The 1,165-nt window shown below is 51.8% G+C and carries 1 protein-coding gene; it reads left to right on the top strand.

Annotated features, from left to right (window positions below; all coding sequences use genetic code 11):
* Positions 1-462 precede the first annotated feature (462 nt).
* The gene (locus tag MPRO_RS15515) at positions 463-981 is read left to right on the top strand and encodes an RNA methyltransferase (RefSeq protein WP_067294636.1); all 519 of its coding nucleotides are present in this window, start codon (positions 463-465) and stop codon (positions 979-981) included.
* Positions 982-1,165 lie beyond the last annotated feature (184 nt).

Below are 1,165 nucleotides of genomic sequence, written 5' to 3'. Positions count from 1 at the left end.
TCGGACAGCCTCCTAGGATTGAATTGTTGCGCGGCGGAGTCGCCGAGTATCCACGGGGTCTGGGCGTCTGCTGACGTCTGTGCTGAGCGCTTTCATGCTGTTCCTCTGGAGTCAGGTACGGCCTTGGCCGTGCCATTTTTATTGTTTGCGTTCCCACATCTTAGGGGCGCTTTGTCGTGTCGCAGGGGTGGGCACCTTTGCTTGAACTTGTAACGCCAAAATGCCTTGGGCAGCATTGTATACACTTTTGTCACAATATTTCAAAATTTAAAATTATGTTTTTGTAATTATATTTGTCTCTTATTGGACACATTTATACTCTTTTGTAATCAGGCTGATGACCTGTTTCGGGGATGAAGGCGCTGTGCTGTCGCGGTTCTGACGCTCACTCCCGGCTCTGGTAAACTGGCGGGCCTGTTGCGCCCTATGGGTGCGTCGATCAATTGCTGCTGTGAAATCAAGATGACAGATCCCAAACTCTGTATTGGCCTGAACAATCCCAAGAGCCCCACCAACGTGGGGGCCGTTATGCGTGCGGCGGGCTGTTTCGGGGCCGATGCGGTGTTCTATACCGGCGAACGTTATGCCAGGGCCCGAAAATTCAGTACCGACACCAAGCAGATAAGCCGCAGTATTCCACTTATCGGGGTGGACTCGCTGCTGGAGGCTGTGCCAGAGGGTGCGGCTATTGTGTGCGTGGAGCTGGTGGAAGGGGCACAGCCACTCAATGCGTTTCAGCACCCTGAAAATGCCTTTTACATCTTTGGGCCTGAAGATGGCAGCTTGAGCCAGGCGCTGGTAGATCGCGCCCATGCGGTGGTCTATATCCCTACAGTGGGTTGCCTGAATCTTGCGGCCACGGTCAATGTTGTGCTCTATGATCGGTTGGCAAAATCTGCCAGTGCCAAACAGGGTGATGAACTGATTCGCAGCAGTCGTGACAAAAATAACCGGGTGAAGGTAAGGGGCGGGTCCCTGTAAATAGGGAGCTTTAAGGTAGGTCAGTGTAAATAAAGAGGTTAGAGATGCGGCCTCTTTATCCTTGTCGCTAAAACACATCTCCGAGCCACAGAGACCCCTGAGCACTCGGAAGGCCGTCTTCTGCTTGAAAAAAAAAAAGAGTGACAGAGAAAAACAAAGAGACCACCACAGAAGAGTACAAGAA

The organism is Marinobacterium profundum (assembly GCF_001528745.1).
In the GTDB taxonomy this organism is placed as follows: domain Bacteria; phylum Pseudomonadota; class Gammaproteobacteria; order Pseudomonadales; family Balneatricaceae; genus Marinobacterium_A; species Marinobacterium_A profundum.
Note: the sequence above shows the minus strand (reverse complement) of the source record. Positions and strands in the feature narration are given on the sequence as shown.

Coding starts and splice junctions, on each gene's coding strand:
- MPRO_RS15515 (WP_067294636.1), top strand. CDS start 463: ATGACAGATCCCAAACTCTGTATTGGCCTGAACAATCCCAAGAGCCCC.